The 25,324-nt window shown below is 60.7% G+C and carries 21 protein-coding genes; 6 read left to right on the top strand and 15 right to left on the bottom strand.

Going from position 1 to position 25,324, the window contains the following annotated elements:
- Window positions 1–32: 32 nt before the first annotated feature.
- Entirely contained in the window at window positions 33–1,052 is a 1,020-nt protein-coding gene (locus tag ACP6KB_RS14825) for an AraC family transcriptional regulator (RefSeq protein ID WP_442107682.1), read from the top strand.
- A 3-nt stretch (window positions 1,053–1,055) separates the two neighbouring features.
- On the opposite strand, the gene ACP6KB_RS14820 is transcribed toward ACP6KB_RS14825, so the two are convergent.
- From ACP6KB_RS14820 to ACP6KB_RS14810, 3 genes are all read right to left on the bottom strand, one after another.
- Window positions 1,056–2,531 carry a catalase gene (locus tag ACP6KB_RS14820; RefSeq protein WP_442114313.1) on the bottom strand — a complete coding sequence of 492 codons (1,476 nt, stop codon included), beginning with the start codon at window positions 2,529–2,531 and terminating at the stop codon, window positions 1,056–1,058.
- A 224-nt stretch (window positions 2,532–2,755) separates the two neighbouring features.
- A complete protein-coding gene (locus tag ACP6KB_RS14815) occupies window positions 2,756–3,640 on the bottom strand; it encodes a dihydrodipicolinate synthase family protein (RefSeq protein WP_442107680.1) in 885 nt (294 codons plus the stop codon).
- 38 nt (window positions 3,641–3,678) lie between these two features.
- Window positions 3,679–4,461, bottom strand: coding sequence for an aldolase (locus ACP6KB_RS14810; protein WP_442107678.1), 783 nt, complete (start codon window positions 4,459–4,461; stop codon window positions 3,679–3,681).
- A gap of 159 nt (window positions 4,462–4,620) precedes the next feature.
- Between ACP6KB_RS14810 and ACP6KB_RS14805 the strand changes: the two genes are divergently transcribed.
- Together ACP6KB_RS14805 and ACP6KB_RS14800 are read left to right on the top strand one after the other, a co-directional pair.
- On the top strand, window positions 4,621–5,163 hold the full coding sequence (locus ACP6KB_RS14805; protein ID WP_442107676.1) for a helix-turn-helix domain-containing protein: 543 nt from the start codon (window positions 4,621–4,623) through the stop codon (window positions 5,161–5,163).
- 5 nt (window positions 5,164–5,168) lie between these two features.
- Window positions 5,169–5,954 (top strand): AraC family transcriptional regulator, encoded by a 786-nt coding sequence (locus tag ACP6KB_RS14800; protein WP_442107674.1) that lies wholly within the window; start codon window positions 5,169–5,171, stop codon window positions 5,952–5,954.
- Here the strand turns inward: ACP6KB_RS14800 and ACP6KB_RS14795 are convergent.
- Complete coding sequence (locus tag ACP6KB_RS14795) at window positions 5,943–6,530, bottom strand: LysE family translocator (protein WP_442107672.1); 588 nt, start codon at window positions 6,528–6,530, stop codon at window positions 5,943–5,945. The two genes, ACP6KB_RS14800 and ACP6KB_RS14795, sit on opposite strands and share 12 nt — an antisense overlap.
- 285 nt (window positions 6,531–6,815) lie before the next feature.
- Between ACP6KB_RS14795 and ACP6KB_RS14790 the strand changes: the two genes are divergently transcribed.
- Window positions 6,816–8,387, top strand: coding sequence for a TerC family protein (locus tag ACP6KB_RS14790; RefSeq protein ID WP_442107670.1), 1,572 nt, complete (start codon window positions 6,816–6,818; stop codon window positions 8,385–8,387).
- On the opposite strand, the gene rarD is transcribed toward ACP6KB_RS14790, so the two are convergent.
- Both rarD and ACP6KB_RS14780 read right to left on the bottom strand, forming a co-directional pair.
- Complete coding sequence (gene rarD / locus ACP6KB_RS14785; protein WP_442107668.1) at window positions 8,350–9,237, bottom strand: EamA family transporter RarD; 888 nt, start codon at window positions 9,235–9,237, stop codon at window positions 8,350–8,352. The genes ACP6KB_RS14790 and rarD overlap by 38 nt on opposite strands.
- A 32-nt stretch (window positions 9,238–9,269) precedes the next feature.
- Entirely contained in the window at window positions 9,270–10,850 is a 1,581-nt protein-coding gene (locus tag ACP6KB_RS14780; protein WP_442107666.1) for an EAL domain-containing protein, read from the bottom strand.
- A 308-nt stretch (window positions 10,851–11,158) separates the two neighbouring features.
- On the opposite strand from ACP6KB_RS14780, the gene hppD reads away from it, so the two are divergent.
- Window positions 11,159–12,235 (top strand): 4-hydroxyphenylpyruvate dioxygenase, encoded by a 1,077-nt coding sequence (gene hppD / locus ACP6KB_RS14775; RefSeq protein WP_442107664.1) that lies wholly within the window; start codon window positions 11,159–11,161, stop codon window positions 12,233–12,235.
- A 516-nt stretch (window positions 12,236–12,751) separates the two neighbouring features.
- Here the strand turns inward: hppD and ACP6KB_RS14770 are convergent.
- Together ACP6KB_RS14770 and ACP6KB_RS14765 are read right to left on the bottom strand one after the other, a co-directional pair.
- On the bottom strand, window positions 12,752–13,501 hold the full coding sequence (locus tag ACP6KB_RS14770; protein WP_442107662.1) for a CSS-motif domain-containing protein: 750 nt from the start codon (window positions 13,499–13,501) through the stop codon (window positions 12,752–12,754).
- Window positions 13,502–13,672: 171 nt separating this feature from the next.
- On the bottom strand, window positions 13,673–14,377 hold the full coding sequence (locus ACP6KB_RS14765) for a type 1 glutamine amidotransferase domain-containing protein (protein ID WP_442107660.1): 705 nt from the start codon (window positions 14,375–14,377) through the stop codon (window positions 13,673–13,675).
- Window positions 14,378–14,529: 152 nt separating this feature from the next.
- Between ACP6KB_RS14765 and ACP6KB_RS14760 the strand changes: the two genes are divergently transcribed.
- Window positions 14,530–14,991: a nucleoside deaminase gene (locus ACP6KB_RS14760; protein WP_442107658.1), complete on the top strand. Its 462-nt coding sequence runs from the start codon at window positions 14,530–14,532 to the stop codon at window positions 14,989–14,991.
- On the opposite strand, the gene ACP6KB_RS14755 is transcribed toward ACP6KB_RS14760, so the two are convergent.
- The 7 genes from ACP6KB_RS14755 to mexE all read right to left on the bottom strand — a co-directional run bounded on the left by ACP6KB_RS14755 (window position 14,982) and on the right by mexE (window position 25,279).
- Entirely contained in the window at window positions 14,982–15,935 is a 954-nt protein-coding gene (locus tag ACP6KB_RS14755) for a lysylphosphatidylglycerol synthase transmembrane domain-containing protein (RefSeq protein ID WP_442107656.1), read from the bottom strand. The two genes, ACP6KB_RS14760 and ACP6KB_RS14755, sit on opposite strands and share 10 nt — an antisense overlap.
- On the bottom strand, window positions 15,932–17,143 hold the full coding sequence (clsB, locus tag ACP6KB_RS14750; protein ID WP_442107654.1) for a cardiolipin synthase ClsB: 1,212 nt from the start codon (window positions 17,141–17,143) through the stop codon (window positions 15,932–15,934). Before clsB ends, ACP6KB_RS14755 begins: the two co-directional genes overlap by 4 nt.
- A complete protein-coding gene (locus ACP6KB_RS14745) occupies window positions 17,140–17,961 on the bottom strand; it encodes an endonuclease/exonuclease/phosphatase family protein (RefSeq protein WP_442107652.1) in 822 nt (273 codons plus the stop codon). The genes clsB and ACP6KB_RS14745 overlap by 4 nt, the downstream gene beginning before the upstream one ends.
- A gap of 121 nt (window positions 17,962–18,082) precedes the next feature.
- A complete protein-coding gene (locus tag ACP6KB_RS14740; protein ID WP_442107650.1) occupies window positions 18,083–19,138 on the bottom strand; it encodes a tetratricopeptide repeat protein in 1,056 nt (351 codons plus the stop codon).
- Between the two features lie 307 nt (window positions 19,139–19,445).
- Complete coding sequence (locus ACP6KB_RS14735; RefSeq protein WP_442107648.1) at window positions 19,446–20,849, bottom strand: efflux transporter outer membrane subunit; 1,404 nt, start codon at window positions 20,847–20,849, stop codon at window positions 19,446–19,448.
- Window positions 20,846–24,025, bottom strand: coding sequence for an efflux RND transporter permease subunit (locus ACP6KB_RS14730; protein WP_442107646.1), 3,180 nt, complete (start codon window positions 24,023–24,025; stop codon window positions 20,846–20,848). Before ACP6KB_RS14730 ends, ACP6KB_RS14735 begins: the two co-directional genes overlap by 4 nt.
- A gap of 12 nt (window positions 24,026–24,037) precedes the next feature.
- Window positions 24,038–25,279, bottom strand: coding sequence for a multidrug efflux RND transporter periplasmic adaptor subunit MexE (mexE, locus tag ACP6KB_RS14725; RefSeq protein ID WP_442107644.1), 1,242 nt, complete (start codon window positions 25,277–25,279; stop codon window positions 24,038–24,040).
- Window positions 25,280–25,324 lie beyond the last annotated feature (45 nt).

Below are 25,324 nucleotides of genomic sequence, written 5' to 3'. Positions count from 1 at the left end.
GTATTTTTTGCCACACCTTTTCGAGATCCGCCATGCGGGACAACGACACAGTCGCGGTTTACTTCGTTCATAGCATGTTGCACGCGCTGCGCGACCAGCCACAGCGCGCGGCAGAGCTGTTGCGCGAGGCCGGCATCGATCCGCAGGTGCTCGACGATCCCACTGCACGGGTGCCGGCCACGGCCTTCACCCGCCTGTGGCTGATTCTGATCCAGGCCCTGGATGACGAGTTCTTCAATCTGGACAGCCATGGCATGCCGATTGGCAGTTTCGCCCTGATCTGCCGCGGCCTGATTCAGGAGCCAACGCTGGGCAAGGCGCTGCGCCAGTGCCTGAGCAATTTTGCCCTGTTCCTGCGTGACCTGCGCGGCAGCGTGTCGATCAAGGGCGCTCGGGCGGTGATCAGCGTGCAAGCCAGCATCGACGACCCACTGACCCGGGTGTATGCCGAAGAAACCTTCCTGGCCCTGGTGATCAGCCTGCTGTGCTGGCTGGCTGGCCAGCGTCTGGTGATCGACCGCACGGCATTGACCGACCTGCGTCCGGCACAGGACGACGACCCGCTGCTCTGGGGCCCCAACCTGCAGTTGGGCGCCGGGGTGAGTGAAATCGAATTTGCCGCCGATTACCTGCGCCTGCCGGTGATCCAGGACCTGGCGGGGCTGAAAACCTTCCTGCGCAGCGCGCCGCAATGGTTGGTCATTCGCTATCGCAACCAGAATGGCCAGGTAGCCCAGGTGTACCGCTACCTGCGCGAGCGCGAGCAGGGTGAGTGGCCAACGCTGGTGGCCATGGCCAAGCGCCAAGGCCTGAGCGCCAGCAGTTTTCGCCGCCAACTGGAGCGCGAAGGCCGCTCGTATCAGCAGATCAAAGACGAAGTGCGTCGCGCCACCGCGTTCGAGTGCTTGCGCGCCACGGAGATGAGCATTGCCGAGATTGCAGAACGCACCGGGTTTCAGGAACCCAGTGCGTTTCATCGCGCGTTCAAGAAATGGACCGGCGAAAGCCCGGGCAGCTACCGGCTACGAATGGCAGCGCTGCGCCAGCGCTGAAGCTCAATCCTGCAGCTGAGCGGCCAGTTGCTTTACTTTGGCCAGATCGCCTTTGGCGACCTTGGTGACCCCTTTGCCGTAGTCGGCATCGGCTTTGTACAGGAAGGACAGGATAATGTGCTTGCTTTCGTCGTCGCTGCTGAGCAGCGACTGCCCGAAGCTGTTGATCAGGTCCTGACGGTTTTTGTGGTCATAACTACGGAACAGTTCGCCTGCCTGCTTGAAGTTCTGCTGACGGTGCAGAGGCTGCTGCTGGGTGGTTCCGTGTACAGGCAACTGGCTGTAACGCGCTGATTCGGTGGTGGCGCGGGGCTGCAGGCGGCTCGGCGCATAGTTGGTACTGCCCACCGTGCGTTGCCCGTTGAGCGCACCATCTTGATTGCCATTGTTGACCTTGACCCGCGGTTGGTTGATCGGCAGGTTCAGGGCATTGGCGCCGACCCGGTACATCTGGGTATCGGCATAGGCGAACAGCCGCCCCTGTAACAGACGGTCTTCGGACGGTTCGATACCGGGCACCAGGCTGGACGGGGCCAGGGCGACCTGCTCGGTCTCCTGGAAGAAGTTGGCAACATTGCGATTGAGCACCATCTGGCCAATCTTCTGCTCGGGGACATCAGGCCAGATCTTGGTCGGGTCCAATGGGTCGTAATCCATCGCGGCCAGTTGTTCCGGCTTTAGCGTTTGAATGTACAGGTCCCACTTCGGGTAATCGCCACGATTGATAGCGCTCACCAGGTCGTTGGTCATGTGGCTGAAGTCTTGTCCCTGGATTTTGCTCACGGCACCAGGGTCGAGGTTTTCCTGCCCTTGCAGGGTTTTCCAGCGAAACTTCACATAGGTCGTTTCGCCCGCTGCGTTGATGAACTTGTAGGCGTGCACGCTGTTGCCATCCATGTGCCGATAGCTCTTGGGCGTACCTTCATTGGAGTACAGCAGCGTCAGCGTACGGGTTGCCTCGGGCATGTGTGAAAACAGGTCGAAGCGCCTGGCATCGTTGCCGAGGTTGGAGCGAGGGTCGGGCTTGAACGCGTGGACCATGTCCGGGAACTTGATCGCGTCGCGAATGAAGAAGGTCGGGAAGTTATTGCCGACCAGGTCCCAGTTACCGTCGGCGGTATAGAAACGGGTGGCGAAGCCGCGCGGATCACGCAGGGTTTCGGGCGAGTGGGTGCCGTGTACGACGGAGGAGAAACGCACAAAAACCGGGGTTTTCTGACCGGGTGTGAATACCTTGGCCAGGGTCAGATCGGAGATGTCGCCAGAGGCCATGAACTCACCGTGGGCACCGGTGCCACGGGCATGTACCACGCGCTCAGGAATTCGCTCACGGTCGAAGCGTTGCAGTTTCTGGATCAGGTGTACATCTTGTAGCAGGGTAGGGCCGTTGCTGCCGGCGGTTTGCGAGTGCTGGTCGTCGCCGACCGGGGCGCCGTTATCGCGGGTCAATGGCGTGGCGACCGCGCTGCTGGCAATCATCACCGAGGCGAGTAAACCCAGTGTGCAACGTGCGTGGGTGTTGATCTTCTTGATCATGGACTACTGCTCCAAATTTATCGGGGAAGTGCCCAAGCGATGCTAGAAACCTGCACGCGGGTGAACTATCGGGGAGATCGCCCAGGCGTGTAGGGCATTGAAGATTGAAAGGATAGGCCGTGGTGTAGAACCAGCCGCGCAACAGGCGGCTGGTACCCAGGCTGGAATCAGCGCAGTTCTTGCAACAGCGTGCGCAGGTGATCGGTCCCGGCCTGATTCAGGGCGAACACCGGTCGGCGTGGCTCGCCCACCGACAAACCACAAATGCCCAGACCCGCCTTGACCGTTGCCGGCAGGCCCGCCTTGAGGATGAAGTCCAGTAGCGGCAACTGCCGGTAGAACACGGCCTTGGCGGTTTTCAGGTCGTTGGCCACCACGGCCTTGTACAGCGACTGATTGAGCTCGGGAATCAGGTTGGCCGCGGCCGTGCACCAACCGCTGGCACCGGCGATGAACGCTTCCAGGGCCAGGGGGTTGCAACCGTTGTAGAACGGCACCTTGCCCTCGCCGAGCAGTTGCAGTTTATGCATGCGTTGAATGTCGCCGGTACTCTCCTTGACCATGGTGACATTCTCCACCTCACGCACGATGCGCAAGATCAGCTCCACCGACATGTCGGTGCCGCTGGTGGCGGGGTTGTTGTAGAGCATGATCGGGATGTCGATGCTGGCACCGATGGCCCGGTAATGCTCGAAGATTTCCGCTTCGCTGAGCTTCCAGTAGGCGGTTGGCAACACCATCACCGCGTCGGCGCCATGGGCCTGGGCAAAGCCTGCGCGGCGGATGGCGCCGGCGGTGGTGAGGTCCGAGACACTGACAATGGTAGGTACCCGCCCGGCGATGTGTGCGAGGCTGAATTCAGTGGCCTGTTCCCATTCCCGATCACTCAGGTAGGCGCCTTCACCGGTGCTGCCCAGCGGTGCGATGGCATGCACGCCACCGGCAATCAGACGATCGATGGATTGGCCCAGGGCTGGCAGGTCAAGGTGCTGACCGTCACTGCTGAACGGGGTGATGGTGTAGCCGATGATGCCGTGAAATTTAGTGCTCATGAAAAGTACTCCGCAAGGAAGGCAAATAGGGCGAACAATCAGCTCAGGCAGTCGGCATGCACCCGCAGGCACTGGCGCGCATAGTAGTTGAAGGCGGCGCTGTGGCGCTTCGGGCGTGAGATCCAGTCGTGGGCTTCACGGCCCAGTGCCGGTTCAATCGGCTTGATTTCACCCGCAGCCATGGCCAGCAGTTGCAGCTTGGCCGCACGCTCGATCAATTGGGCGATGACACAAGCCTCTTCGATGCTGGCGCCGGTCGACAGTTGGCCGTGATGCGAGAGCACGATGGCGCGCTTGTCGCCCAGGGCGGCGCTGATGATTTCACCTTCTTCGTTACCGACCGGCACGCCCGGCCAGGCCTGCAGAAAGGCGCAGTCGTCATACAGTGGGCAGAGGTCCATGTGTGACACCTGCAGCGGTACTTCCAGCATCGACAGGGCGGCGACATGGGTCGGATGGGTGTGAATGATGCAGTTCACATCCGGACGCGCCCGGTATACCCAGCTGTGAAAGCGATTGGCCGGGTTGGGCATACCCTGACCTTCGAGCACTTCAAGGTCTTCATTGACTAGCAGTAGGTTGCTGGTGGTAATTTCATCGAAACCCAGCCCCAGTTGTTGCGTGTAAAAGGTGCCCGGTTGCGGCCCGCGGGTACTTATTTGCCCGGCCAGGCCGGAGTCGTGACCGTTGTCGAACAGAATTCGGCAGGTCAGGGCCAGCTTTTCCCGTGCAGTCCACGTATTATCGGCAAGCGAGCCTTGCATCTGTGTAAGGGCCTGCTTAATCAGTTGGTCCTTGGGCAGTGCCAGAGTCTTGGCCATGGGGATATCCTCAATGGTGAAGAGAAATGTCAGGCTGGCCCGCCCCGGCTACTTGGAAGGTGGAGGGGCGGTCAAGCGGATGACACAAAAAAGGATAAATGACACAATGTGTCATTAGCAAGAAAAAGCTTGCCCGTGGCACTGGGAAAATTGCACCGCATGTCTATCCGATTGAAATTGCTGAGAAAAAAACTGGGGATCACCTTGGAAGTGTTGGCCGAAAAGTCCGGCATGACCAAAAGCTACCTCTCCAAGGTTGAGCGCGGCCTCAACACCCCCTCGATTGCCGCCGCGTTGAAGCTGGCGCGGGCTTTGGGGGTCAATGTCGAAGAGCTGTTTGCCGAGGACACACCGGGCCAGGCACGTTTCAGCCTGGTACGCAGTGGTGAGCGTCAGGCGCTGTCGGGCAGCGCCCAGGGGCCAGGGTATGCCGTATTGGCGAACCACATCGGCAGCCGCAGCCTGCTACCGTTCATCATCAGCCCGCCGCGCGACTTCAGTGATTCGACGTTCAAGGAGCACCTGGGCGAGGAGTTCCTGTTCGTCCACGAAGGCCAGGTGGAGGTGGACTTCATGAGCGAGCGGGTGATTCTCGAGCGCGGTGATGCCTTGTATTTCAACGCCCAGACCCCACACCGTCTGCGCTCGCTGGGTGAGCAGCAGGCGCAATTGCTGGTGGTGGTGCACGACGCTGAGGATTGATGGCGATGAGCAGCCAGTCGCGGTTCTGGCGTGACCCGGCACTGCCTTTCATCGAGGCGCGCAGTGTCGCGGATGGGCGTACGGTCTGTTATGCACCGCATTCGCACGAGGGTTTTTCCATCGGCGCGATCACGGCTGGGCGCAGCACCTATGTCAGTGGCGACCAGCATCAGCAGATCGACGCAGGTACGGTCGTGCTGATGAATCCAGGTGTGGTGCATCACTGCAACCCGATCGAAGATGAGCCCTGGTCGTACCTGATGCTGTATGTGGACCTGCCCTGGCTACACGCCCTTGGCTTTCAGCCGTTCGACGTACTCAGCAGTCGCTCGCCTTACCTGTACCAGGCGCTGTGCCAGCTGCACGCCTTGCTGGTGGACGATCAGTGCAGTGTGGCCAGCAAGCACGCCGCAGCCTGTATTTTCTTCAGTGAGTTGATCCAGCGCCTGCCCTGCGATGTACCGGCGGTGCGCGGGGTCAATCCGGGCTTATTGGTCGCCGCAGCCTATATCCGAGAACACTGCACCTTGCCACTGCGGCTCGAAGACATCAGCGAAGCCGCAGGGCTGTCCACTTCATACCTGATCCGGGCGTTCAAACAGCACTTCGGCCTTACGCCACACGGTTACCTGCTGGATCAGCGGGTGCAGTACGCACGCGCACGGCTGCGTCGCGGCGCGCTGATCGCCGAGGTGGCGCTGGAGTCCGGATTTGCCGACCAGGCCCATCTGCAGCGTGCCTTCAAACGCCACCTGGCCGCGACCCCGGGGCACTACCGGTCAGCCCGCTAACAGGTACAGCGCACTGCCAACCAACAGCGCCGCCAGCACTCGGTTGAACACACGCACGCGGCGCGCATTGCCCAGGTACTGGCTGATCAGGCTGCCGGCCCAGGCCCAGCTGGCGACCGACAGGTAGCAGATCACAAAATAGATCCCGACAAATTGCCAGAGCAGGGCGGTTTCACCTTCACCCACGTAGGCGCCGACGCCGGCCACACTGGCCAGCCACGCCTTGGGGTTGAGCCACTGCAGGGTGGCACCGGCCAGCATCGACGGTGCCGCCTGCGTGTTGCCGGGCGCCAGTTCGCCGCGGTCGCTGGCCAGTTTCCAGGCCATGTACAGCAAGAACGCCACGCCGCCAGCATGCAGCACCTGTGTCATGCCAGGCCAATGGCGCAGCAGCTCGTGCAAGCCCAGGCCGATCAGCAACAGCAGCAGGCTGAAACCCACGGTAGCGCCTGTGACGTGCCGCAAGCTTGCGCGCAGGCCGTAGCGGGCGCCGCTGCCCAAGGCAACGATGTTGACCGGGCCAGGGGAGATGGAGGCCGCCAGGGCAAAGGCGGCCATTGAAAGCGTCAGGCTCATGAAGGTTCATCCTTAGGGAGAGGGTGACTGAGTCTGAGGGCTGAGCAGGTAAGGGTATTGAAGGAAATTACCCTGGCAGCTTGTTTCTCGGCGGGCGAGTTCAGATACAGAATTTGAAATAGTTTCGCACTATTAGAAATCCCTGCTGCAATTGTAGGATCACGTCCCCAATTGATTTCAGGTTGATATGACTTCGTTCTCGGAGCCCCCCAGTACCTGGCCGTCCCGGCCATTCCCCCGTCCTTGTGACGTTTCCCCGTTGTTCGCCCCTGTGAGTACTCGCCCATGGAATGGCTAGCCGACCCTACGGCCTGGCTGGGCCTTGCCACGCTGATTGTTCTTGAGCTGGTACTGGGTATCGACAACCTGGTGTTCATCGCGATCCTTGCCGACAAACTACCGCCTCATCAGCGCGACCGCGCGCGGGTAATCGGTTTGTCCCTGGCGTTGATCATGCGTTTGGGCCTGCTGGCCAGTATCTCGTGGATGGTGACGCTCACCGCGCCGTTGATCGAGGTATTGGGCAAGAGTTTCTCCGGCCGCGACCTGATCATGCTCTTCGGTGGTGTGTTCCTGTTGTTCAAGGCCACCATGGAGTTGCACGAACGCCTTGAAGGCCATGTCGCCCAGAGCAACGGCAGCACCCGCCATGCGGCGTTCTGGCCGATCGTGGCGCAGATCGTGGTGCTCGATGCGGTGTTTTCGCTGGATGCGGTGATTACTGCCGTGGGTATGGTCGAGCACTTGTCGGTGATGATGATCGCGGTGATTTTCTCCATCGGTATCATGATCGTCGCCAGCAAACCGCTGACTCGCTTCGTCAACAGCCACCCGACCGTGATCATGCTGTGTCTGGGCTTCTTGATGATGATCGGTTTCAGCCTTACCGCCGAAGGCCTGGGCTTCCATATTCCGAAAGGCTACTTGTATGCGGCCATCGGCTTCTCGATTCTGGTCGAGCTGTTCAACCAGGTCGCCCGTGCTCGTCGCAAGCGCAGCCTGCAGCAGCATCGGCCGTTGCGTGAGCGTACCGCCCATGCGGTGATGCGTCTGCTCGGTGGGCGGCGTATCGAGGCCGACGAGGTCGGTGAGGAAATTGCCGATCTGGTCGAAGGTGGTGAAGAGCAGGTGCTGTTCGACCGGCGTGAGCGGGTGATGATCAGTGGCGTACTGAACCTTGCCGAACGCCCGATCAAAACGCTGATGACGGTGCGCGCCAAGGTTGACGCGATCGACCTGGCGCAGTCGCCTGAAGCCATTCGCACAACGTTGATGCACTCGTCGTATTCGCGTTTGCCACTGATCCGTCATGGTCGCATCGAAGAACCGCTGGGCTTCGTACACAAGAAGGAACTGCTCAAGGAACTGTTGGCCGGCAACGAACCCGACCTCGAAAGCCTGGTGCGCGCACCGCTGAATTTGCTGGAGAGTTTCAGCATCCTCAACGCCTTGGAACAGATGCGCAACGAGTCGACGCACATTGCCTTTGTGGTCAACGAATTCGGTGATTTCACCGGTGTCCTGACCATGACCGACATCCTTGAGTCGATTGCCGGTGAGTTGCCCGATGCCAGTGAGGTGGAGGGGCCTGGAATTATCGAGGACGCTGACGGCTTCGTCGTCAGTGGTGCCTTGAACCTGAGCCAGATTCAGGCGCGCACAGGCTTTGCCGCCAAACCCACCGAGGATTACCAGACCCTCGCGGGCCTGGTGATGAGCCTGCTTGACCGGCTGCCTGTGGTCGGTGACAGCCTGGTCTGGAACAACTGGAGAATGACGGTGGTCGCGGTGGAGGAGCGTCGCGTGCGCGAAGTGCGCCTTACACCGAGCGCCGTTGATGGCGCAGCAGGTGCTTGATGCCCTCAAGGATCAGCACCAGCACCGCCAGCCAGATCGGCAGGTAGGTCAGCCACTGGTCGGGGCCGATGGTCTCGCCCAGTAGCAGGGCCACGGCCACCAGCAACACCGGCTCCACATAGCTGAGCAAGCCGAACAGACTGAAGGCCAACTGGCGGCTTGCCAGCACATAGCAGATCAGCGCCAGTGCGCTGATCACCCCCAAGATTGGAATCAACGCGTACAGGGCCGGGTGTTCGACCAGGTCCTGGGCGCTCAATGGGCCCTGGATGACAAAGTACAGCGCAGCGGGCAGCAGCAGGCACATGTCGGCCCACAGGCCGCCCAGGTGATCGGTGCGACATTTACGCCGCAGCACGAAGTACAGCGGGTAGCCGATGGTGACCACCAGGGTCTCCCAGGCAAAGCTGCCGTGCTGATACAGCTCGTGCCCGACGCCGGTCGCCGCACAGGCCACGGCAATGGTCTGCAGGCGTGACAGGCGCTCGCCGTAAACCACACGGCCGGTCAGCACCATGGCCAGCGGCAACAGGAAATAGCCCAGCGACACTTCCAGGCTACGGCCGTGCAACGGCGCCCAGAGAAACAGCCAGAGTTGCACACCCAGCAACGATGAGGTGCCGATCTGTCCCAGCAACAACACCGGTGTTTGCCGAATGCGCTTGAGCAAGCCGGTCACCAGTGGCCAGTCTTTGCTCAGCAGCATGAACAGGGTCAGGCAGGGCAGGGTCAGCAGGGTGCGCCAACCGAACACTTCTTCACCGTCCAGCGGGGTCAGCAGCGAGGTGTAGAAATACATGACGGCAAACAGGCAGGACGCTGTGACCGATGAAATGATGCCTTTGGACACGAGGGCCTCTATAGCAGGAAAAAGAACGGCGCTCAGCCACTGTTGATCAGCGCCGGTTGATCAGGTGCCGACGTCAGACCTTGTACCTGCAGCGCCTCGACAAACGCCTCAGCCGACATCGGCCGGGCGAACAGGTAGCCTTGCTGGAAATCGACGTTGTGCCGAGCCAGATAGTCACGTTGGGCTTCAGTCTCGACCCCTTCGGCAACGATGCCCAGGCCCAGCTTGCTCGATAGCTCGATGATGCTGTCGAGAATGTGCAAGGACAGGGCGTCACCGCCAATCATAGCGACAAAGCTCTGGTCGATCTTCAGGTAGTCCACCTGAAACTGGCGCAGGTACGCCAAACTGGATTGCCCGGTACCGAAATCGTCCAGGGCAATCAGCACGCCCAGTTCATGCAGCCCGGCGAACAACGAGTGGGTCAGCGCGCTGGGAGAGATGAGTTTGCGTTCGGTCAGCTCCAGGGTCAGTTTTACCCGATTGGCTGGAAAGGCCGCCAGAAATGCCCGGCAGTCGTCCAGCAACGCCAGGTCCTGGCAATGGTCGGCAGTAATGTTGATGGCGATATGAAAGCCGTTGTCCATATGTTCGACGCAGGGTGCCAGTACGTGGGCAGTACGCTCCATGAGCTGACGCGTCATGGGCACGATCTGGCCGCTATGTTCGGCATAGGGAATGAACAGGTCCGGGCTGACCAGACCTTCGCGTGGATGCTGCCAGCGCATCAGCACCTCGACACCGGCCCATTGATAGTCGCCCTTGCGCACCACCGGCTGGAAGTAGGGCACGAACTCGTCGGCCTCAAGGGCGCGCTGCAGTTCGACGCGCGGCGAACTGGCCCGGCGCAGTTGCCAGTAGCAGGTAACGGCAGCCATGGCGCCGAGCAGAATCAGCAAGCCGAACAAGGCCGGGTACTCGCTGCGCATCAGCTTGCCGACCTTGCCCTGGTCGTATCCACCGTGGATCGAAAAGGGGTAGCGCAAGGAGCTGAGCTCGTTGAGGGCCACTTGCGGTTCAGGTTTGGGGCCTTTGTGAACCTCACCACGCTGGTTCATCCAGTTCGGGCCGACTTGCAGAATCAGCCGGGTATCGTCGTCGAGCAGGTGCAGCGCGCCAACCAGATGTTCACCGTCGGCAGTGCTGATAGCACCGCGATCGCTGGCAGACGTGCGGTACACCAGCAACGGATGGCCCGGGGTTACCGAATTACCGTCCATCAGCCAGAGCTGGCCGTGGTAGTAGTCGCTGCTGTTGACGGGCTCGCTGTAGTCACCGAACAGTGAGCTGCAATACAGCTCGCCGCGGTATTCAAGGTTGGTAGAGCGTACATAGGCATGGCGAACCACCTGCTCGCGCAGCGCAAGTGATTGCTCGGAACAGGGTTGCCCGGCGATTGGCAGCAGTGCTTTGGCGGCGTCGGAGATGTTGTCGAGGATGTGCTCGATCTGCGCGACCACTTGCCGTGTACTGGCCTCGCTGCGGCTTTGCAGCTCGCGCTCGGCTTGCCAGTGCATGATCAACAAGCCAAACGCCATAGGCAAGGCGCCTACCAGCCAGGGCAAGACTGTACGCCACAGACGCGTGGGCCTGCGTTTTACCGAGAAGGGCATAGCGACTAACCTGAAAGAACCACACTGTGCAGAGGATAGCCGTACGTCGGGATCGTGCTTGAACTTAAAGTGCGACAAAATCTATTACGCACTGTAGAATCACCTTACGCATACAATAATAAGGTTCTTCGCCATTGAAGAATCAACCCGCCGAGAATGGGTCCATATGAAGTGTCATGGGTTCAAGCTGATTTATGGTGACTACCTCGCACGCAGTGTGAGGGGCATCTCCTGCGCGCCGCCATCTTCGCTCGACATCGATAGCAAGTAATTTCTGTTTTTAGCGCTTTGATGATGAGGTAATGAACATGGCCGACATTTTTGAAAACCCGATGGGCCTGATGGGCTTCGAATTCATCGAATTCGCATCGCCAACCCCAGGCGCCCTGGAACCGATTTTCCAGATCATGGGTTTCACCAAGGTGGCAACCCACCGCTCCAAAGATGTGCACCTGTATCGCCAGGGTGGCATCAACCTGATTTTGAACAACGAACCGAAAAGCATCGCCTCCTACTTTGCTGCCGAACACGGCCCTTCGGTCTGCGGTATGGCCTTCCGTGTGCGCAATGCCCATGAGGCGTACGCCCGCGCCCTGGAACTGGGTGCTCAGCCAGTGGAAATCGAGACCGGCCCGATGGAACTGCGCTTGCCGGCGATCAAGGGTATCGGTGGCGCGCCGCTGTACCTGATCGACCGTTTCGAAGAAGGCAGCTCGATCTATGACATCGACTTCAACTTCATTGAAGGCGTAGACCGCCACCCGGTCGGTGCCGGCCTGAAGATCATCGATCACCTGACGCACAACGTTTACCGTGGGCGCATGGCCTATTGGGCGGCGTTCTACGAGAAGCTGTTCAACTTCCGCGAAATCCGTTACTTCGACATCAAGGGTGAGTACACCGGCCTGACCTCCAAGGCCATGACTGCACCCGATGGCATGATCCGTATCCCGTTGAACGAAGAGTCGTCCAAGGGCGCCGGGCAGATCGAAGAGTTCCTGATGCAGTTCAACGGTGAAGGCATCCAGCACGTGGCCTTCCTCAGCGATGACCTGCTGCAGAGCTGGGATGCCTTGAAGAAGCTGGGCATGCGCTTTATGACCGCGCCGCCAGAAACCTACTACGAGATGCTTGAAGGTCGCTTGCCTGGCCACGGTGAGCCGGTGGGCGAACTGCAGGCGCGCGGTATTCTGCTGGATGGTTCTTCGCAGCCGGGCGACAAGCGTCTGCTGCTGCAGATCTTCTCGGAAACCCTGATGGGGCCGGTGTTCTTCGAATTCATCCAGCGCAAGGGTGACGATGGCTTCGGCGAGGGTAACTTCAAGGCCCTGTTCGAATCGATTGAACGTGACCAGGTGCGCCGTGGTGTGCTGAACGTCGAGTAATTCTGTTCAGCAGTCGGCAAAAGGCCATTGAGGGTTTCCTCAGTGGCCTTTTTTTTGGTGCTTCACGGATTGTCGGGGGACGGGTTGGCTTTGGCTTTGGCTTCGAGGGCTGCGGGCTTATCCATTTGCTGTGGTGGCACCACTGGCCCCTGCATCCGGCCCTGCCGGTGGGAGCGGGCTTGCCCCGCGATTTGCTGTATCGCGCCAGATCGCGGGGCAAGCCCGCTCCTACCGGGTCAAGCCCTAAAGGCACCTCTGCGGTGGATCAGGCGACACAGTTTGCGACTTCAGGAGGCTGAGTGGAGGTTTTGCGTAGTGAGGTGACGGGCAGTCCTCGCGGGAGCAATGCCGGAAGGAAGGAACCCGAAGCGCAGCGTAGGGCCAGATGCAGGAGCCAGCGGCTTTGCCTACTTTGCCCAAGAGCAAAGTAGGCCGCCGTAAGGGCGGAAGGGGCCAATGGTGCCACCACAGCAATTGGATAAGCCCGCAGCCCTCAGGCCAATCCTACCAGGCATCTCAGCGAAGTGTTTCTGGTCGCGGATGAGCGCGAGGTTTGTTTCTCCTGAACAACCCCCAATAGGCGGCGGCAGAGGTCATGATTCCAACCAACAGCAGAGAGGGCATGACGGCCTTCATCGACTGCTTGATGACATCCCAGGATTCACCGGCGGGATAGCCCGCAGTGACCGTATAGCCATATCGCTGCGAGGTAAGTTGCGTCGTGTTTTCGGCGTGATCGGGTATTTGATAACGCTCGCCGTTGCCGGTGGCCCAAACGTGATGCCCGCCAAAGTCCAGGCTCAACACTACAGCGTTCTGAAAACCCAGCAGTTCGGCCTGCAGGGCACGCAAGTTTGCCGAGGTGACTGTGGCATAGCCACTTGCTTGCATCCGGTACAACAAGATCGCAGAACCAGGGGTCGCACGGTCGCCGGTAAAGATGCGCAGGCGTCCATTGACGTAGCTACTGGGGTCGATCGAGATATCGGTGCTGCCATACAGGGTGCTGCAGTAGATTCGACCTTCTTTCTCCAGCGCCAGCGAGCGTACGTTTGGCTGCCTGACCGCCTCTTCGCGCAGGTGCGGCAAAATTGAGTCGCACGCCTGGCCGGTCAGCCGCATGGCCTGTGTGCCAGTGGTTTGCAGGGTCTCGATCACCCTGTCGATGATGTACACGGCTTCGCGTGCGGTCACGTCAATGGTTTCTTCTTGCTTACGGTCGACTTGCAACGTCAGTACAAACAGGCCGCAGGCGATCGGCGCCATTCCGATCAGAAGCGTAACCAGAAACTCGATCAGGCTACGCCCGGCGTGGGAGTGTGGGACCATGTAGGGATGCCTCTATGCTGAACGGAGGATCAGCATAGAGAACTGGATCTTAGGCGCCTGTAGGCGCTATTTTCAGCCGTTGTAGTACCCTTCAGCGTGATGGCAAGGTCAAGCGCGCTTGCCCGTAGACAGGGCCTTGATGACCAGTTCGGCAACCGCGGCTCCGGAGGCGGGGTTCTGGCCAGTGACCAAACGGCCTTCTTTCTGATCGGCGACAGCAAAGGCTTCCCAAGGATTCTCTGCTTTAAGGTACAGCCCACCCCGGGCTCCAAGCTCGTTCTCGGTCAGGTACGGCACGACCTTGTCCAGTTCGGCCAGCTGTTCTTCGACGTTGGAGAAACCGGTGACTTCTCGGTCCTTGACCAGCAGGGTGTTGTCGCTGAGCTTGATATTGAGCAGCCCGACGGCGCCGTGGCACACCGAGGCGACAACGCCACCGGCTTCGAAAATACGGCGAGCCAGGTCTTGCAGGCCGGCATTGTCAGGGAAATCCCAGATCACGCCGTGTCCGCCAGCATAATAGATCGCGACGTAGTCTTGAGCCTTGACCTGTCCCGGGCTGAAAGTGGTGCCTAGGCGATTCATGAAGGCCTTGTCGTTGTACCATTGCCAGTCGATGTCTTGGGCCATGCTCAGGCTGTGGGGGTCGATGGGTACATAGCCCCCCGTTGGACTGACGTAGTCGACGGTGTAGCCCGCTTCCTGAACTTTATTGACGAAATGCACCGCCTCACCCAGCCAAAGCCCGGTGGCGCGCTTGAGTGTCGGGTATTTGGCCGTATTGGTCAGCACCACCAGCATCTTCTTGCTCATCATCAGGCTCCCTTGATGGGGCGAACCCGGCCTGTCCGGATCGCCAAGGTAAACCCCTACAGCATAGTTGTGCCTGGCCGGGTTGCCATTGCCGTCGAGCGCTGTGCTAGCCTTGTCGTAACCTTGAAGCTGACATCGGAGTCAAACGCCCTATGAGCAGTAGCACAACGCATACGGATGAGTTCATGCAGGCCGCCATCGACGAGGCGCGTAAGGGCCTGAGTGAAGGGGGCATTCCAATTGGTTCGGTGCTGGTGCACCGTGGGCAGATTATCGGGCGCGGGCACAACCGGCGGGTGCAGCAAGGCAGCGCTATTTTGCATGGCGAGATGGACGCGCTGGAAAATGCCGGCCGCCAGCCTGCGAGGACTTACGCCGAGTCGACGCTGTACACCACCTTGTCCCCTTGTGCGATGTGCAGTGGGGCGATTCTGCTGTACGGGATCAAGCGGGTGATCGTCGGTGAAAACCAGACCTTTATGGGCGAAGAAGCGTTGCTCAAGTCGCGCGGTGTGGCACTTGAGGTTCAGCACAATGCCGCCTGTGTCAGCATGATGAACGATTTCATTGCCGCACGGCCGGAACTGTGGAACGAAGACATCGGTCAGGAGTGACTGGACGCAGCACCGCTGCGCTGACTGGCCAGGCGCTCCAGCAGCAGATAGACCACACCGGCGACCAGCAACGGCATGAGAAAATACACCGTTCGATAGCCGATCAGCGCCGCTAACAGCGTACCTTGGCTGTAATGGCCGTGGAGCAAGGTGAGAAACACGGTTTCCAGCACACCCACGCCCGCCGGTATGTGGGTGATGACCCCGGCGATGCTGCTGATCATCAACACGGCCAGTATCGTCGGGTAACCGACCTTGTCCGGAAGCAGGGTATAGACCACCAACGCCATCAGTGCCCAGTTACTGGCCCCCATCAGTAGCTGCAGTGTTGCCATGGGCAAACTGGGTAGGGTGATTTCATGCTGGCGCAGTTGCCAGGCCCGGCGCCGGGCGAAGCGGCAGGCCAGCAGATAACCCAGCACCATCAACACCAGCAGCAAGCCGATCAGGTGCAACCCGCTGCTACCCATCTCAAGGCCTGGCGGTAGGTGCGGCAATCCACAAAGGAACAAGGTGCCTGCCAGGCAAAGGTAGCCGGTCCAGTTGGTCAGCAGGCCCAGGCTGAGAATCTTTGTGATGGTTGCCACCGGCAGGCCAAGGCGGCTGTAAAGGCGATAGCGCAGGGCAATGGCACCGACCCAGGCGCTCAGGTTGAGGTTGAAGGCGTAGCATACGAAGGCAAGTGGGAGTACCTGAGTCGCAGGCAAGTGATGTCCGCTGTAGCGTCGGCCGATCAGGTCGAAGCTGCTGAATAGTGCAAAGCTGCAGGCGCTGATCAGGGCGGCCAGCGCCAGCGTTTGCCAGCGATAGGCGGTCAATGCATGGCGAAGCTCTTGCCAGTCCAGGTCCTTCAGCAAGCTGTACAACAGCACCGGTACCAGAACGAAGAACCCCAGGGTGAGCAACTGTCTGGCTCGATGCCAGTGTCCGTCGTGCGCGTTCATGTGGCCTTGCCGGTTGGTTGCTGTTCGCGGAGCAACGGTTGCAGGCGCGGTATGTGTGCCGGTAGCCAGCCAACCATGGCCGGGAAGTGACGAATGAAGTGAAAGGTCAGAAAAATCAGCGGTGCGCGCCACCAGTGGCCACGCAGCGCGCGTTGCAGGCTTACCGGCTTGCAGCGCTGTACGCAAAGCGCCTGAAGGTGCTCATGCAGGCATGCGTTGAACGACACATCGTGAATCACCAGATTGGCTTCAAGGTTCAGCGCCAGGCTCAAGGGGTCGAGGTTGCTTGAGCCCACGGTTGACCAGTGATGGTCAACCAAGGCGACCTTGCCGTGCAGCGGCCGTTCGCAGTATTCGAAGATGCGCACGCCGTCGCGCAGCAGGTAGTTGTAGAGCAAGCGTGAACACAGACGTACCCACGGCATGTCCGGCCTGCCTTGCAGCACCAGGGTCACTTTGACGCCACGGCGCGCGGCATTGCGCAGGGTGCGCAGCAGGCGATAGCCCGGAAAGAAATAGGCATTGGCAATGGTGATGCGTTCACGGGCCGCGTCCAGCGCCTTGAGGTAATGGCGTTCGATGTCGTTGGGGTGGTCCTGGTTGTCGCGAATGCACAGGATCATGCTGGCCTGATCGCTGTCGGCTGCCAGTGGCAATGCCCGCTGCCACCAGCGGCGGCTGCGTTGTTGCAGCCGGGTACATTGCTCAAGGAGTGCCAGGGTAGCGTTGCGCAGGTCAGTGACGATCGGCCCGCGCACGTGCACGGCGTAGTCCTGTTTGGCCATCGGGCCGAAGTCATTCAGATGGTCGGCGCTGAAGTTGATGCCACCGACAAAACCGATTTCGCCATCCACTACCAGAATCTTGCGGTGCAAGCGGCGAAACAGATTGGTGCGCATGCCCAGGCGTTTGGGGCTCGGGTCGAAGGCTTGCAGATGCACGCCAGCGTCACTGAGTGCCTTGATGTAGTTGGCGCTGAGGTCAGCGGTGCCATAGCCATCCACCAGCATTTCCACGCGCACGCCACGCTGTGCGGCACTGATCAACAGTTGCTGCAGCTGGCGACCGACCTTGTCTTCGTAAATGATGAAGGTTTCCAGAAGAATCTCTTCGCGCGCCTGTTCGATAGCGGCGAAAACGCTGGGGAAATACGCCTCGCCGTTGATCAGCAACTGCACCTGATTGTCGGCCCGCCATTGCGCGTTCACAGCCGCACCTCCACGGTCAACGGCAAGTGGTCGGACAAATGCGTCCAGGGCCTGCGTGACATGACTTTGGGGGCGTGGGCCTGAGCGTTGCGCAGGTAAATGCGGTCCAGGCACAGCAGCGGCCAGCGCGCCGGAAAGCTTCGCGCCGGGCGGCCATAGGCCCGGCTGAATACCTCGTGCAGCCCGCACTGCTCTAATTGCGCATCTGCGCGCTGGCGCCAGTCATTGAAGTCGCCAGCGACAACAACCGGTGCGGTATCAGGCAGGCTGTCGAGCACTGCACATAGCAGCTGAATCTGCTGCTGACGCTGGCGCTCGTCCAAGCCCAGATGAACGCAGATGGCATGCAGCTCCTGCGCATGCGGCAGTGCCAACACTGAATGCAGCAGGCCGCGCTGTTCGCGGCCTTTGACACTGATATCGAGGTTGTCGTAACGCACGATCGGGTACTTGGACAGCAGCGCGTTGCCGTGCTCACCATCGGGGTACACCGCATTGCGGCCGTAGGCGAACACTGGCCAGAGGCTGTCGGCAAGAAACTCATACTGAGGCACATCCGACCAGTTGCGGTGACGTGCACCGTGACGGCGGTGGTTGCCGAGCACTTCCTGAAGGAACACCAGATCAGCGTCTTCACTGCGCACTGCTTCGCGCAGTTCGGGCAGCACATAGTGGCGGTTTAGCGGGCTGAAGCCCTTGTGAGCGTTGACCGTCAGAATACGTAGATGGGATACCGTAGCGGCTTTGGCCAGGGCGTCTGCCGGTTGTGCCTGGTGCGTGGCCGTGTCGCGCTGTCGGGCGTGTGACGAGTCGCTCACCTGGAGTCTCCTGTGGTAGGGCAGGCAGTGTTCGCCAGAGGCGGTTACTGTTGCTGCACTATCACTGGACCACGGCATCGAGGCGCAGGTTCATGCCTTGTGCCCAACGGTCAGCAGAGCGCTACAGCCCTTGCTGCACCAGAGGATCGTCGGGGTTGAGCTGCTCAAGCTGAGCCAGCAGCACTTGCACGTTCTGCATCTGCCCGGTTTCTTTCCAGTACTCGATCAGCAATACCCGCGCCTTGCGGTTGGCCGGATCGCGTGAGAGCAGCGCTTCCAGCTGTTTTTGCGCCGGTTCCACTTGCTCCAGCTGATGCAGGCTGGTTGCCAGGGTGTAGCGGTATTCGTTGTTGTCCGGCTCAAGCTCCAGAGCCCGGGCGAACGCCAGCAGTGCGTATTCGTCCTGATCGTGGCGCAACAGCCAGCGCCCCAGTTCATGCTGCAGGAACGCAGAGTCCGGGCGTTGCTGCAGGGCGGTGGCCAGAACCTGACGCGAGGCGTCGGTCTGGCCCTGGCGTTCCAGTATCTGCACCTGCACGGCCAGGGCTTCAAGGTTGTCCGGGTCCAGCTTCAAGACCGTTTCAACGGCTTCAGCGGCTTCCTTTAGGCTGTTCTCGTGCAGGTACAGCTGGGCCAGGTGCAGTTGCGCCGCGAGGTCGTCGGTTTGTTGTGCCAGCGCTTGTTGATACTGCTCCAGCGTGTGCTGGAACGGGCCGAAGTACAGACCGATATCGTCGGGGCGCAGTCCCAGCAAGGCATCGACCACGGCAAAGCGCACACGCTGTTCTTCATCCTCGAGCAGCGGGCCGAGTACCAGGCTGCGCTGGGCGTCGGGCAACATCGCCGCAATAGCGCTGATTGCTGCCCGGCGCACCAGCGGATCGGCGTGCTGCAGGTCAGCGCTGGCCAGTTTCAAGGCTAGTGGCGAGGGGTAGTTAGGCAGTTCTTCGTACAGGCTGGCACGGCGAATGGCGGAAAGATCAGTGCGTGCCAGTTGCTGATACAGCACCCTGGCGGCACCCGGCTGACCGTTATGGGCCATGGCCAGTGCCTTGGAGTAAGAGTGTTTGAGTGCCGGTGTCGGTGCCGGGCTGTCATCGCGCCAAAAGTACCCGCCAAGGCCCAGAATGATTAGCAGGGTCAGGCTGATAAGGGTGAATTGGCGTTGTTTCGACATGGGTGGATCCGGGGCATACGGCAGGCAAGAGTATCAGCTTGGGACAGGCGAGGGTCTTGCGTCAAATGCTGACCGTATATAAAGCCCGGTATCTGCCGTAATGCAGTGCAATTAAGAGGAACGCCGCGACCCTGATGAGGTCGCGGCGTTTTTTTGGCGGGGGAGATTGGCTTTGTGTGTGCGAATGTGGGCTTATCCATCAGTGTGGTGGCTGTGCTGGCCCTACCGGTGGGAGCGGGCTTGCCCCGCGATGCGGTGTGACAGTTGGACCGCTATCGCGGGGCAAGCCCGCTCCTACAACAGCACGTCAGGCTTGCCAGCCGCCACCCAGCGCTTTGTAGATGGCAACGATACCCCGGTACAAGTCGACTTCACCCTGGGCCTGAGCGTCCTCGGCGCTCAGGCGTTCGCGTTCGGCGTCGAGCAGCACCAGATAGTCCACGGTTCCTTCGCGATAGCGAACCGAAGCCAGCTCTGCCGCCTTGCGACTGGCTTCGCTTTGGCGCAGCAGTGCCAGCAGGCGTTGTTGACGCTTGCTGTAGTCACTGAAGGCGTTTTCCGACTCTTCCAGCGCTAGCAGCACTTGCTGTTCATAGGTGGCCAGGGCGCCTTCGGCATCGGCATTGGCACCGCGCAGACGCGCACGGACGCTGCCCAGATCGAACGCTGCCCAGGTGATGCTCGGGCCCAGGGCCCAGGCTTGCGCCGCCGATGAACCCAGCTGCGAGCCACGCGCTGCGGTAAAGCCAAGGAAACCGCTGAGGCTGACCCGCGGGAACAGATCAGCGGTCGCCACGCCAATGTTGGCGGTGGCGGCGGCCAGTTGCCGTTCGGCACTGCGGATGTCCGGGCGGCGCTTGAGCAGTTCGCCCGGGTCGCCCACCGGCAGGGCCTTGGCAATGGCCGGCAGTTGCGCAGGTGACAGGTCAACGCTCAAGGCATCGGGACGTTGGCCGAGCAAGGTGGCGATGCGATTGCGCGCCCGCACCTGTTCGGCTTGCAACTGCGGCACCGTGGCTTCTACCTGCGCCAGGCGCGCGTCGGCGCGCACCACATCAAGGTCATTGCCGACCCCGGCATCACGCAGGGTTTCGGTGATACCCCGCGAGTCCTGTTGGGTCTTGAGGTTGGCCAGGGCGATCTTCTCGCGCAACTGCGCACCTCGCAGCTGGCCGTAGGCATCGACCAGTTCGGCAATCAGGCTGACCTGCAGTTGTTGCAGGTCGGCCTGGGCCTGGTCCTGCTGCGCCTCGCTGGCTTCCAGTTGGCGCTGGATGCGCCCGAACAAGTCCAGCTCCCAGGCCATGTCCAGGCCCAGGTCGTAACGCTCGCTGTTGACCCGGTCTTCGGTCTGCCCCGGGATCTGTCCTTTGCCAAGGTCACTGCTGACCCGACTGGTAACCGTCGGCAGGGCATCATTGCTGACGTCGTCGCGGATTGCCCGCGCGGCCTTGAGGCGGGCGAAGGCCACGCGCAACTCGCGGTTGCCTTGCAGCGACTGGCTGACCAGTTGGTTGAGGATCGGGTCGTCGAACTGCTTCCACCAGATGCTTTCAAAGTGGCTGCGGTCAAACGTGCCCTTGGCTGCCGGGTCGTTGGCGGCGCTCAGTTGCGCAGCCGCAGTGTCCGGGGCCTGGTAATCCGGCCCCACCGCGCAGGCGGACAAGGCCAGCACCAGCAGGCTGGGTGCCCATTGTTTCAAACGGTTCATGCATGGCTCTCCAGCTTCAGTGCACGCTCGGCCTTGCGGGCCTGTTGGCGCTCGACATAGCGACGGATCAAGACAAAGAACACCGGCGTCAGCAGCAAGCCGAAGAAGGTCACCCCGATCATTCCGGAGAACACCGCCACACCCATGGCATGGCGCATTTCGGCACCGGCACCGGAGGAGAACACCAGTGGCACCACGCCCATGATGAAGGCAATCGAGGTCATCAGGATCGGCCGCAGACGCAGACGGCAGGCTTCCAGTACGGCGGCCAGCGGGTTGAGCCCTTCAGCCTGTTTGTCTTTGGCAAATTCGACGATCAGGATGGCGTTTTTGCACGCCAGCCCCACCAGTACGATCAAGCCGATCTGGGTGAAGATGTTGTTGTCACCGCCCGACAGAATCACCCCGGTGATTGCCGAGAGCAGAGTCATCGGTACGATCAGGATCACCGCCAGTGGCAAGCTCCAGCTTTCGTACTGGGCGGCCAGTACCAGGAAGGCCAGCAGCACGCACAGCGGGAAGACGAACAGCGCGGTGTTACCGGCAAGAATCTGCTGGTAGGTCAGCTCGGTCCACTCAAAGGTCATGCCGTTGGGCAATTCTTCCTTGAGCAGTTTCTCGATGGCCTTTTCCGCCTGGCCAGAACTGTAGCCGGGGGCCGCATTACCGTTGATTTCTGCAGTGATGAAACCGTTGTAATGCATGACCCGGTCAGGCCCGGAGGTTTCGCTGACGTTGATGAAGGTAGCCAGCGGAATCATTTCGCCCTGATTGTTGCGCACTTTGAGCTGGCCAATCTGTTCAGCTTCAAGACGGAACTGTTGTTCAGCCTGGACGTTGACCTGATAGGTGCGGCCAAAGCGGTTGAAGTCGTTGGCATACAGCGAGCCCAGGTAGATCTGCAGGGTATCGAAGATGTCGCTGATGGCCACGCCGTGGGTCTTGGCTTTTTCCCGGTCAATCGCGGCATCCACTTGCGGGACGTTGACCTGATAGCTGGTGAACAGCCCGGCCAGTTCCGGCACGTTGTGGCTTTTGGCGATGATGTTCTGGGTTTCCTTGTACAGCGCCTCGTAGCCCAGGTTGCCACGGTCCTCAATTTGCAGACGGAAACCACCGATGGTCCCCAGCCCCTGAACCGGCGGCGGTGGGAAAATCGCGATGTAGGCGTCTTCAATGTCAGCAAACTGGGCGTTCAGCGCGGCGGCGATGGCTTCAGCCGACTGGCTTGGGTCTTTGCGCTCATCAAAGGGCTTGAGCGGGGTGAACACAATGCCGCTGTTCGGGCTGTTGGTGAAACCGTTGATCGACAGCCCCGGGAACGCCACAGAGTCGGCAACGCCGGGTTGCTTGAGGGCGATCTCGCTCATCTTCTTGATCACCGCTTCGGTGCGGTCAAGGCTGGCGGCGTCTGGCAGTTGGGCAAAGGCCACCAGGTACTGCTTGTCCTGGGCCGGGACGAAGCCGGTCGGAGTGGACGAGAAGCCCAGCCAGGTCATGCCAATCAGGCCGGCATAGACGAACAGGGCGATACCACTGCTGCGGATGACCCGGCCAACGGTGCCGACGTAGCTGTGGCTGGCGCGATCAAAGAAGCGGTTGAAGGGGCCAAACAACCAGCCGCCGAACAGGCGTTCCAGCACACGCGAGAAGCGGTCTTTCGGCGCGTGGTGTTCCTGCAGCAACACGGCAGCCAATGCGGGCGACAAGGTCAGCGAGTTGAACGCCGAGATCACTGTGGAAATCGCAATGGTCAGGGCAAATTGCTTGTAGAACTGCCCGGTGAGCCCGGAAATGAACGCCGCCGGCACAAACACTGCGCACAGTACCAGGGCGGTGGCGATGATCGGGCCGGTGACTTCACCCATGGCCTTTTGCGTGGCTTCCAGCGGCTTGAGGCCCAGGCCGATGTTACGTTCAACGTTTTCCACCACGACGATGGCGTCGTCCACCACGATACCGATGGCCAGCACCAGGCCGAACAGCGACAGCGCATTGAGCGAGAAGCCGAACAGGTGCATGACCGCAAAGGTACCGATCAGCGAAACCGGTACGGCCACCAGTGGAATGATCGAGGCGCGCCAGGTCTGCAAGAACAGGATCACCACCAGTACCACCAGCACCAGGGCTTCGAACAGGGTGTGGACCACCGCTTCAATGGAGCCACGGACGAACACGGTTGGGTCGTAGACGATGCTGTAGTCCATTCCTTGCGGGAAGTCTTTCTTCAGCTCAGCCATTTTCGAGCGCACTTCATCGGAGATCTCGATGGCGTTAGAGCCTGGGCGCTGGAAAATCGGGATGGCGACGGCCGGCTGGTTGTTCAGCAGCGAGCGCAGGGCGTACTGGCTGGAACCCAGTTCAATCCGGGCGATGTCTTTGAGGCGGGTGATTTCACCATTGGCGCCGGAGCGAATGATGATGTTCTCGAACTCTTCTTCAGTGACCAGACGCCCTTGAGTGTTGACCGACAGTTGAAAACTGGTGCTGCCCGGCGCCGGTGGTGCCCCCAGCTGACCTGCGGCCACCTGGCGGTTCTGTTCGCGAATGGCGGCAACCACATCGCTGGCGGTGAGGTTGCGCGAAGCGGTCTTGTTCGGATCAAGCCAGACCCGCAGCGAGTAGTCGCCCATGCCGAACAGTTGCACATCGCCGACACCGCCCAGGCGTGCCAGCTCATCCTTGATGTTGAGGATGGCGTAGTTCGACAGGTAGAGCATGTCGTATCGGTTGTCTGGCGAGGTCAGGTGCACAACCATGGTCAGGTCGGGCGAGGCCTTGTCGACGGTGATACCGATGCGGGTCACTTCCTCAGGCAGCTTGGGCTGCGTGCGGGTTACCCGGTTTTGCACCTGCACCTGGGCGTTGTCCAGGTCGGTGCCCAGGGCAAAGGTGATGGTCAGGGTCAGCTTGCCGTCGGCAGTCGATTGCGAGGACATGTACAGCATGTTCTCGACGCCGGTGATGGCCTGCTCCAGGGGCGCGGCCACGGTTTCACCGATCACCTTGGGGTTGGCACCGGGGAAGTTGGCGCGCACCACCACGGTCGGCGGCACGACTTCAGGGTATTCGCTGATCGGCAGCTGGAACAGCGAGATGCTGCCGGCAATCAGGATCAGCAGCGATAACACGGCAGCGAAAATCGGCCGGGTAATAAAGAACTTGGAAAAATTCATCGGACCGATTCCTTAGCTACGGGGGGCCGAGGCACTGGCAAGTTTTACGCTGGCAGTGGCGGCAGGTTTGCCTTGGGTGCTGGCTTCCAGCGCCTGGCGTTGCTGGGCGAGGGCGGCGATGGTTGCCTCGCTGGCCATTGGCGTGTCTTGCGGATCGACTGGCGAACCCGGACGCACCCGCTGCAGGCCCTTGACCACAATGCGGTCATCCTTGCTCAGGCCGCTGCGCACGATACGCAGGCCTTCAAGCTTGGGCCCCAGTTCGACGGCGCGATAAGCTGCGGTGTTGTCTTTGTCCATCACCAGCACGAATTTTTTGCCCAGATCGGTACCGACCGCTTCGTCATTGATCAACACCGCTGAATACGTGGCGCTGCCTACCAGTTTCAGGCGTGCGTACAGGCCCGGAGTGAACTGCCCGTTGCTGTTATCGAACACAGCGCGGCCACGGATGGTGCCGGTCTTTGGGTTGACCTGGTTGTCGACAAAGTTCATCTGACCCAGGTGCGGATTGCCGGTTTCGTTGGACAAGCCCAGGTAAACCGGAGTGCTTTGCCCGCGCTGGCCGTCACGGGCCAGTTGGGTGTACTTGAGGTACACACGCTCGTCGGCGTCGAAGTAGGCGTACACCTTGTCGGTCGAGACCACGCTGGTCAGCGGGGTGACATCGGCGCTGACAATGTTGCCGGCCGTGAACTGAGCGCGGCTGACCTGCCCGCTGATGGGGGCGGTGACGCGGGTGAAGCTCAGGTTCAGGCGCGCCAGGTCCAGTTGCGCCTGGATCGCGGCGACACCGGCGCGGGCTTCGGCGGCGGCACTGCTGCGCGACTCGGCCAGCTCTGCGGAGATGGCGTTGCTGCTGCGCAGGCGCTCGCCACGGCGGGCTTCGTTATCGCTGCGTGCAGCAGTAGCGCGGGCTTGCTGCAGTTGTGCCTCCAGACGGCGGACTTCAGCCTGGAATGGGCGCGGGTCGATCTGGAACAGCAGATCGCCTTTCTTGACTTGCGCGCCTTCGGTGAAAGCTACCTGGTCGATCTGCCCGGAAACCCGCGGGCGTACTTCCACGGTTTCCGGCGCTTCCAGGCGCCCGGTGAACTCGTCCCATTCGTTGATCGGTTGTTCCAGTACCTTGGCCACACTCACCTTGGTCGCGGCCGGCGCCTGCACGGCTTCCGGGGTACGACCGCAGGCACTCATCACCAGTACTGCCAGTAACGCCAAGGGGTAACGCAAAGGTTTGAGTGACTGTTCCATGGGAAATCCGCCAATTTATTGAGAGTGGGCGGATTTTGCGATTTG

The sequence above is a fragment of the Pseudomonas sp. NUPR-001 genome, from assembly GCF_052147955.1.
In the GTDB taxonomy this organism is placed as follows: domain Bacteria; phylum Pseudomonadota; class Gammaproteobacteria; order Pseudomonadales; family Pseudomonadaceae; genus Aquipseudomonas.
Note: the sequence above shows the minus strand (reverse complement) of the source record. Positions and strands in the feature narration are given on the sequence as shown.

Excerpts from the sequence above, each read along its gene's own strand:
- ACP6KB_RS14765 (WP_442107660.1), bottom strand. The coding sequence starts at position 14,377 with ATGAGCAAGAAGATGCTGGTGGTGCTGACCAATACGGCCAAATACCCG.
- ACP6KB_RS14760 (WP_442107658.1), top strand. The coding sequence starts at position 14,530 with ATGAGCAGTAGCACAACGCATACGGATGAGTTCATGCAGGCCGCCATC.
- ACP6KB_RS14735 (WP_442107648.1), bottom strand. The coding sequence starts at position 20,849 with ATGAACCGTTTGAAACAATGGGCACCCAGCCTGCTGGTGCTGGCCTTG.
- ACP6KB_RS14795 (WP_442107672.1), bottom strand. The coding sequence starts at position 6,530 with ATGAGCCTGACGCTTTCAATGGCCGCCTTTGCCCTGGCGGCCTCCATC.
- mexE (WP_442107644.1), bottom strand. The coding sequence starts at position 25,279 with ATGGAACAGTCACTCAAACCTTTGCGTTACCCCTTGGCGTTACTGGCA.
- hppD (WP_442107664.1), top strand. The coding sequence starts at position 11,159 with ATGGCCGACATTTTTGAAAACCCGATGGGCCTGATGGGCTTCGAATTC.
- ACP6KB_RS14780 (WP_442107666.1), bottom strand. The coding sequence starts at position 10,850 with ATGCCCTTCTCGGTAAAACGCAGGCCCACGCGTCTGTGGCGTACAGTC.
- ACP6KB_RS14820 (WP_442114313.1), bottom strand. The coding sequence starts at position 2,531 with ATGATTGCCAGCAGCGCGGTCGCCACGCCATTGACCCGCGATAACGGC.
- ACP6KB_RS14825 (WP_442107682.1), top strand. The coding sequence starts at position 33 with ATGCGGGACAACGACACAGTCGCGGTTTACTTCGTTCATAGCATGTTG.
- ACP6KB_RS14805 (WP_442107676.1), top strand. The coding sequence starts at position 4,621 with ATGTCTATCCGATTGAAATTGCTGAGAAAAAAACTGGGGATCACCTTG.
- ACP6KB_RS14755 (WP_442107656.1), bottom strand. The coding sequence starts at position 15,935 with ATGAACGCGCACGACGGACACTGGCATCGAGCCAGACAGTTGCTCACC.
- ACP6KB_RS14770 (WP_442107662.1), bottom strand. The coding sequence starts at position 13,501 with ATGGCGCCGATCGCCTGCGGCCTGTTTGTACTGACGTTGCAAGTCGAC.
- ACP6KB_RS14730 (WP_442107646.1), bottom strand. The coding sequence starts at position 24,025 with ATGAATTTTTCCAAGTTCTTTATTACCCGGCCGATTTTCGCTGCCGTG.
- ACP6KB_RS14800 (WP_442107674.1), top strand. The coding sequence starts at position 5,169 with ATGAGCAGCCAGTCGCGGTTCTGGCGTGACCCGGCACTGCCTTTCATC.
- ACP6KB_RS14790 (WP_442107670.1), top strand. The coding sequence starts at position 6,816 with ATGGAATGGCTAGCCGACCCTACGGCCTGGCTGGGCCTTGCCACGCTG.
- ACP6KB_RS14810 (WP_442107678.1), bottom strand. The coding sequence starts at position 4,461 with ATGGCCAAGACTCTGGCACTGCCCAAGGACCAACTGATTAAGCAGGCC.
- ACP6KB_RS14815 (WP_442107680.1), bottom strand. The coding sequence starts at position 3,640 with ATGAGCACTAAATTTCACGGCATCATCGGCTACACCATCACCCCGTTC.
- ACP6KB_RS14740 (WP_442107650.1), bottom strand. The coding sequence starts at position 19,138 with ATGTCGAAACAACGCCAATTCACCCTTATCAGCCTGACCCTGCTAATC.